This window comes from Actinomyces denticolens, assembly GCF_002072185.1.
In the GTDB taxonomy this organism is placed as follows: domain Bacteria; phylum Actinomycetota; class Actinomycetes; order Actinomycetales; family Actinomycetaceae; genus Actinomyces; species Actinomyces denticolens.
Map to the genome: position 1 here is coordinate 1 of NZ_MVIW01000065.1, position 7618 is coordinate 7618.

At 56.7% G+C, this 7618-nt stretch carries 3 protein-coding genes; all 3 read left to right on the top strand.

The window, feature by feature from the left end; genetic code table 11:
- Window positions 1-297: integrase core domain-containing protein (locus B1H55_RS13045; RefSeq protein ID WP_143222432.1), on the top strand; the 297-nt coding region annotated here is incomplete at its 5' end.
- Window positions 298-817: 520 nt separating this feature from the next.
- Complete coding sequence (locus B1H55_RS11725; RefSeq protein ID WP_073454588.1) at window positions 818-2071, top strand: alpha-amylase family protein; 1254 nt, start codon at window positions 818-820, stop codon at window positions 2069-2071.
- A gap of 1333 nt (window positions 2072-3404) precedes the next feature.
- A partial coding sequence (locus tag B1H55_RS12430) for a type I polyketide synthase (protein WP_205635524.1) occupies window positions 3405-7618 on the top strand: 4214 nt, incomplete at its 3' end.

Genomic DNA, 7618 nt, shown 5'->3' on the forward strand with positions numbered 1-7618 from the left:
AACTCGCTCTACAAGGCCGAGCTCATCCGAAACCGCCACTACCTCGACGCCAACGGGCCCTGGCAGGGCATCGACGATGTCGAGTTCGCTACCGTCGAGTGGGTGCACTGGTTCAACACCGTCCGGCCTCACTCCACCATAGGCATGCACGCTCCGATCGAGCACGAGCAGGCCTACACCCCACCAGAAGACACCGACACCATCGCCGAGCCCGAAACCGAGCCCGACTCCGAGGCCTTGGACGTCGGCGAGCAGACCACCAGCCAACCCCAGCCGGCAACCGTCGGCGCCAGATAAAACACCCTCCACAAAACCCGGGGCTTGACAGAGCCTCGTACAGGACCCCTCACGCAACACCAACCACCCCAAAGGCGTACCCGGACCACGCGCCCTGCCGGGCACCCTCCAACCCGACGACCACCCACGCCCATGGCGCCGCTGAACACGAACACGCCCCACCATTGGCAACGAAATGGAGACCCCTTAACCGAGATATCAGACAACCTGCCGTCGACTTCGCCGAGCCCCTGGACCCGGTGCCAAGCCTCCTCCACCCGTGACGAGTCTCATCAACCACTTGACGACCTAGACGTAGTAAGGAACAATTAACCCTGCCGCGAGCACCACCCCTGCAGGTGGCTGCGACCCTCGTTCGCGAACCTGAACTCTTGTAGCTATAGCAGAAGGAGTCCCTCGATCATGACGCGTGACAGCAAGGAATATCAAGATAGCCATAAGCGCATATACACGCGAAAACGCACGATCTATAGCTACTGCGAATCAGTCGAGACCGCCTACTAATGAAACGGTAAATACCATGAAACCTTGGGCAAAGAACGCGATATGGTGGCAGGTATATCCATTAGGGTTTACGGGGGCTTCGGTGCGTCCGCTTCCGTCGGACGCTCTCGCAGATTCTGCCGGGCGTGGTCTCGGATCCCTGGTGTCGTGGCTCGACTATCTGATCGAACTCGGCGCCAACGGGCTCGCGCTGGGGCCGATCTTTCGGTCTGAGACGCATGGATATGACACTACGGACTATTTCTCAATCGATCCTCGGCTCGGCGATGACAGTGACTTTGACCGCCTGTTGGATGGCTGCCGTGCTAGAGGAATTAGGGTGATGCTCGACGGCGTGTTTAATCACGTCGGTACGGCACATCCGATGTTCGTGTCCGCGATGAGCGGAGATGAGCCTGCGCGATCGATGTTCCACCTGGAATTGGCTGAGGATGGCAGCGTCCGAAATTATCGTGACTTTGAAGGGCATCGTGGGCTAGCGGTCTTAAACAAAGACGCACCGTCTGTGCGCAACCTTGTTGTTGAAGTGATGTCTCACTGGTTGCGGCGGGGGATATCAGCGTGGCGCTTAGACGCTGCTTACTCGATGAATCCGAGTTTTTGGGCGGAAGTGCTTCCCATTGTGAGGAACGAATTCCCCGAGGCCTTCTTCGTTGGTGAGGTAATCCACGGAGACTATAGTGAGATCGTGCGGCAATCCGGGATGGACTCGGTGACCCAATACGAATTATGGAAGGCTATTTGGAGTTCCTTGAAGGACGGCAACTTCTATGAGTTGGACTGGTGCCTCGGACGGCATAACTCCTTCATGGATAGTTTCATTCCGATGACTTTCGTGGGAAATCATGATGTGACACGAATTGCGAGCAAGATTGGGGATGATCTAATGCGTCTTGCGATAGTCGTTCTGTTTACCGTTGGCGGTGTTCCTTCTGTCTATTACGGTGACGAAAAAGCGTTCCGGGGCGAGAAGAGAGACGAACTCGGAGGTGATGATGACGTTCGCCCGGTGTTCCCTGAGAGTCCCGAGAGGCTAAGTTCGCTCGGCAACGACATGTATAGACTCCATAAGGACCTCATTGCGTTGCGGCGTAACCATCCGTGGCTGGTTGGCGCCAGGACTCGTACGGTAGCCCTTGATAATCGCTCCTATAGTTACGAGTCCGTTGGGGAAGATGCGCAAGTGCTGACCACCACTATGAGGTTGGATCCTGCTCCCGTCGCGATTATATCTGCCAACGGGCAAGAACTTCTCAGAGTAGAGAAGTGACAATAGATGTTGATGTATCTCATTCGGCACGTGTAGACGGGAAACAGCAATGCTGGCTATACCTAGGGTCATTGTTCTTAGTCCATTCGAATCGGCGGACTCCTACCTCCCCGCATGCGCAAGCGAAGCTGGAGCACTGGGTGTCATAGACATATCGGACTCGACGAGTACACTGGTTGCGGAGCGTTTTATACAGTCCGCGTCAGGAGCCGTTGGAGTGCGGTTGTCGAGTTCTCCGCTTTTGTCCTGGGACGTTCTTGGTGATGCGTTGGCGTCGTGCCGACCAGATGTGATCATCCTCGGGTCTGCGTGCCTCGAAGATGATAAAGCCGCAGCGATGATGGAGGGCGAGGCGGTTATCCTGGGCGAGGCACTCTCTTGCGATGAAGCATGTCGCTGGATAGACCGTGGTGCAAGCGGCGTGATAGTTCGAGGGAGAGAGGGAGGAGGTGTGACCGGAGAGTTGTCGAGTCCGGTTATCCTTGCTCAGGTTCTTGAGCGGCACCCCGACGCGAAGATCTGGATCAGAGGAGGTGTGGGCCGTCATACTGCTAGGGGTCTTATCGCCGCTGGAGCAGCGGGAGTTGTTCTGGACGTCCAGCTCGCGCTGATGCCAGAGTCTGATGCTTCGGATTCTGTTCGTCGGATACTGGAAGCACCGTCTCTTCCTCGGCCGGTTAGGTGCGATGGGGAACAGGTTCTTCCTGATGCCAGGGGTCTGTATTCAGAAGTTTCTCAACGAGAGCGTCGTTTCGGTGACGACGCATTGATTGCCAACCTGTTCTGCCATAACTATGAGTCTGTTCATGATGCCGTGATTGACCTAACGTCTAGGATTGAAGGTGCAGCGGATACATGGCGTTCAGTTTATCAACTCAATATTCTCAATGCACGCGCAGCTCATGCTCAACATACCGGGATCCCTTTCATTCAAGGTCCAATGACGAGAGTCAGCGATGTCCCGGAGTTTGTCGAGGAGATCTGTGATGCGGAGGCGTTGGGTACGCTCGCACTTGCGGCTGCGAACCCAGCCCAAGCGAAAGCGATGCTAACGCAGGCAGAATCAGTCCTCCGGGGACGGACATGGGCGGTCGGTATGTTGGGATTCCTCGATGAAGATCTTGTCCGACAACATATAGATCTCGTTCGAAAGACTTCGGCTTCAGCTGTGGTGCTTGCTGGCGGGCGCCCATACCAAGAAAAGCTGCTTCGTGAAGCCGGAAAACAATGCTTTGTCCATGTCCCCTCTCCAGATGTGCTTCGAACATTCGTAGCGGCTGGTGCGCGATGCTATGTATTTGAAGGTGCGGAGTGCGGAGGACACGTCGGTCCTTTGTACTCCCTCCCGCTGTGGGAGATGCAAATTAGTGTTTTGCTGGCGTTGGTCAGCGAAGGGAAAGTCGATGCTGCGGATCTTGTTATCGCGATGGCCGGAGGTATACATGACTCATCGAGTGCCGCGATGGCTCTCCTGACTGCGGCTGATCTTGTTGAGCGCGGTGCGGCGGTTTCCTTTCTCATGGGAACTATGTATTCGCTTACGGCGGATGCGATACGGACGGGCGCTGTGACGCAAGATTATTGCGACGTTGTTATTGGTGCTACGGCTAGTGCCAGGCTGGAGACCGCTCCCGGTCATGTGACGCGCTGTGCTCCGACGAATTTGGTCGACGAGATCGAATTGGTCAGGGAGAACATGACCCGCGCTGGAGAATCGGACCGGAATATTTGGAAGTTGCTCGAGGAGATGACGCTCGGCCGTCTTCGTATGGCGACTAAGGGTATAACGAGGGACGGCAATGAGATGCGCCCGGTTCCGGTTCCAGTGCGTCATGATCAAGGCTTGTATATGACCGGTGAGGTGTCATTGCTAGCTCGGTCGGTTTGCAAGATTGACGAGCTTCATGAGAGAATTATGGGGGGTTTGAATGATATCGGCGAGCGTCTCTCTGGACTTGGTAATTCCCGCCGAATGGTCGTTAGCGAGAAACATTCGAATACTGAAACGGCTTGGGGCGACGGCATCGCCATCATTGGCATGTCAGGACTGTTCCCAGGGGGCGGAGGACTTTCCGAGTTCTGGTCCAACGTCCTTCAGTGCAAGGAGCTTGTAACTGATGTCCCTGAACGACGTTGGGACCCGAAGATATTCTGTGAGCCGGGTGCGCGAAATGCGCCAAGATCGGATAGTGCGAGAGGTGCGTTTCTTCCGGCTGTGCCCTTTGATCCGGTATGTTTCGGCATTCCGCCACGTTCGTTGGCGAGCATCGAGCCAGTCCAGTTGCTAGCGCTAGAGGCTGCCGGGCGTGCCCTGATTGACGCTGATCTGGTACCCGGAGAGGTTACGGCGACAACCAGTGTTGTATTTGGCGCGGAGTCAGGTAGCGAATTGTCGTCAGGGATGGCTTTACGGACCGGGTTGCCAGCGTTTACAGGTTGTCTTCCGGATGCGTTTGAAGCGGCGCTTCCTGAACTAACGGGAGATTCTTTCCCAGGTATGTTGGCTAATGTTGTCTCCGGTCGTGTGGCGAATCGTCTCGATCTCTCCGGATCGAACTTTGTCGTGGATGCAGCATGCGCGTCGTCTCTTGCCGCGTTGAAGACCGCCTGTCATGAGCTTATTCTCGGTGATTGTGACATTGCGTTAGCGGGTGGTGCGGACACTCACAACGGTATCGGAGACTACGTGATGTTCTCCTCGGTGGGGGCACTATCAAAGACTGGTAGATCACGTCCGTTTGATAAAGATGCGGACGGAATTGTTCTCGGTGAAGCAGTTGCCTGCGTGGTGCTGAAGCGTGTCGCGGATGCGCTACGTGATGGTGATCGTATCTACGCCACTATCCGAGGAATAGGTTCAAGCAGTGATGGGCGAGCATCAGGGCTTACTGCTCCTCGTTCTGAGGGCCAGCTTCTTGCGCTGGAACGGGCGTACAAGTCCGCGGGTGTTGACCCACTTTCGGTTGGTCTTATTGAGGCGCACGGTACTGGTACCGTACTTGGTGACCGTACAGAGCTACAGGCTTTGACCGACTTTATGACTGCTCACGGTGCGGAGCGTGGACAGTGCGTGATAGGTTCGGTGAAGTCTCAGATCGGTCATACGAAGTGTGCCGCCGGCATGGTTGGGCTGGTAAAGGCGGCGTTAAGCGTAAATCAGGCACAGCTACCGCCGACGGCGGCTTTGACTCATCCTAATCCAGTATGGGATGCTGAATCATCGCCCTTTGTGTTTCGTGACAAGGCTGCGCCTTGGCCCCGCGAGCCTTCTGAACGTGTCGCGGGAGTCAGCGCGTTCGGATTCGGGGGAACTAATTATCACTGCGTACTGACTGGAGAACATTCAACGGTGCGTCGCCTGTTGGATCCAACGAGTCCGATGCTCGCAGCTATACGTGGAGACTCTCGGGACTCCGCTCGGGCTGCCGCGCGCGCCGCACTTGACATGCTGGTTGACGGCCGAAGTGGCTCGGATGCTGTGAAGCTGCTGCTGGACCGTTACACTTCCTCGCGCTCGCCTGTTCAGGTGGCATTTACTTTTCGGACAGTCGACGAGTTGGAGCGCATGCTCAGCGCAGTCGTCGACGGTGAGGCGGTTCCTGGTGTCCATGTCCGTGCCGGGACGTTGCCAGATACACCGAGACTAGCCGTTCTGTTCAGTGGACAAGGTGCGCAACGTACGTCAATGGCACAAACGGTGCTGGAAGGACGTCCGGACTTGTCGTGGTTGGTCCAAGGGCAGAGCTCGATAGCTAGTGATTGCTATCCGCCGCTCCGCTTTACTCGCGAGGAGATCGAAGAGGACGACCACCGGCTCAGGCGCACCGACCGTGCTCAGCGTTTGCTAGCGATGGCGGAGTTGTCCGGATGGATGGCGTTCTCAGAATTGGGCGCGGACGTGGCGATGCTTGCAGGGCATAGTTTCGGCGAGCTAGTGGCGCTCACTGCCGGAGGATCAATGTCGTCAGCCACTTTGTATAGCCTCGCGCGCGTTAGGGGTGAGGCGATGAGACGCACCGGTGACGGGGGTTCTATGAGTGCGCTGCGGGCGGGCATCGACGAAGCTGCGGCGCTGCTGCAACGCGACGGCGATTCTTCGTTGTCAATTGCGAATATCAACTCGCCTTCGCAGGTGGTGATTGGTGGACCTCAACATCGTGTGGAGGCAATTGAACGCGCTGCGGCGCAGGCTGGCATCGCTTCGAGGCGCTTGGCGGTTTCGGCGGCATTTCACACGAAGCAGATGGAACCTGCTTCGGCGGAATTTGCGGCCACGGCGGAAGAAATGATTCTGGCGCCGCCAACAATACCTGTATACAGGAACAATGCAGGCACTCCGTATGGAGAACAGGACAATGTCGGCGAAGTATTGGCGTCGCAGATGAGTTCTCAAGTGGATTTCGTGCGAATGGTGCGTGCCATGGTGGAGGACGGAGCGACGACGTTTCTTGAGATCGGGCCTGGACGTGTCCTGGCGAATTCTGTCGCGGCGACAACCGGGGTTGAGTGCTTGAGCTTTGACCTTAATGCTAGCATGGATGTGCTCCCAGATCTTGCGGCCCGTCTCCTGACTCTTGGCATCGATCTCAATGCGGGTTGGATTCGGCGTGCGATGAGGCCGACGGCGGCTTTCGGGTCGGAGTTCCGAGGAATAGTTATCGACGGGATGGGGGTTGACACTAGAGGCGAGGTTATTGAAGGACTCACTCGTAAACCACGCCGTCGTGTACGTCTTGCGGAGGCATTTGCGCCTTCCACAGCAGCGGCAAGGACGCTGACGGCCGTGCGTCGTCCGGTGCCCGCCACGAAAGCTTCGAAAATAGAGCCAGACGTCCAAGGGCCGACTGCAGAAGCAGAGAACACTGAAAGATCGCCCCGATCAGACAAGCCTCTAGGCCGACCCGTAGCGCTTGATTTAACGCGGGTGTTCGAACGACAGGGACAGTCGAATACCGCTGGCGAGCGTAAAGGGGCGTCCGCACATCTACTTGAGAATGCGCGACATACGGTGTCTCATTCGGAAAGGAAAGAACAGTTGACCACTGTCAATAACGTCGTCGTGGAATACCTGAACGCTTCGACCAAGATCGCTGAACATCAGGCTAATGTTGTCCGATGGCTTGTAGGACATGATACAGAGCGAGGCGGCGCTGAAATGCTGCCGCCGGTTGTCGAAGGACGCACTGAGCATGAGGGCGAGTGGCTCCTCGAGAGCAGCTCGTCTCGTTCCCCTAAGACGAGTTCGCCGGATGTGGAGTTCGCCGGACCGGTCGAGACGCGCACTTTGCAGGTCAGTTCCGCTGTTTCGAGGTCTGAGACCAGTCCGTCAACGGCACTCGATACCGACCTGGCCGACATGCGCCATGACACTCCTGGCTCCGAGACGGGTATGGTGTTGGGTGTGTCGAGCGGGTCGGTTTCGGGCTCCGATGGTGGTGGTAATAGTTCGACTCTTGACGTTCATGACGTCGTGCTGTCTGTCATCGGCGAGAGGACTGGTTACCCGGCGACGATGATTGAGGATGAGTTGGACCTGGAATCAGATCT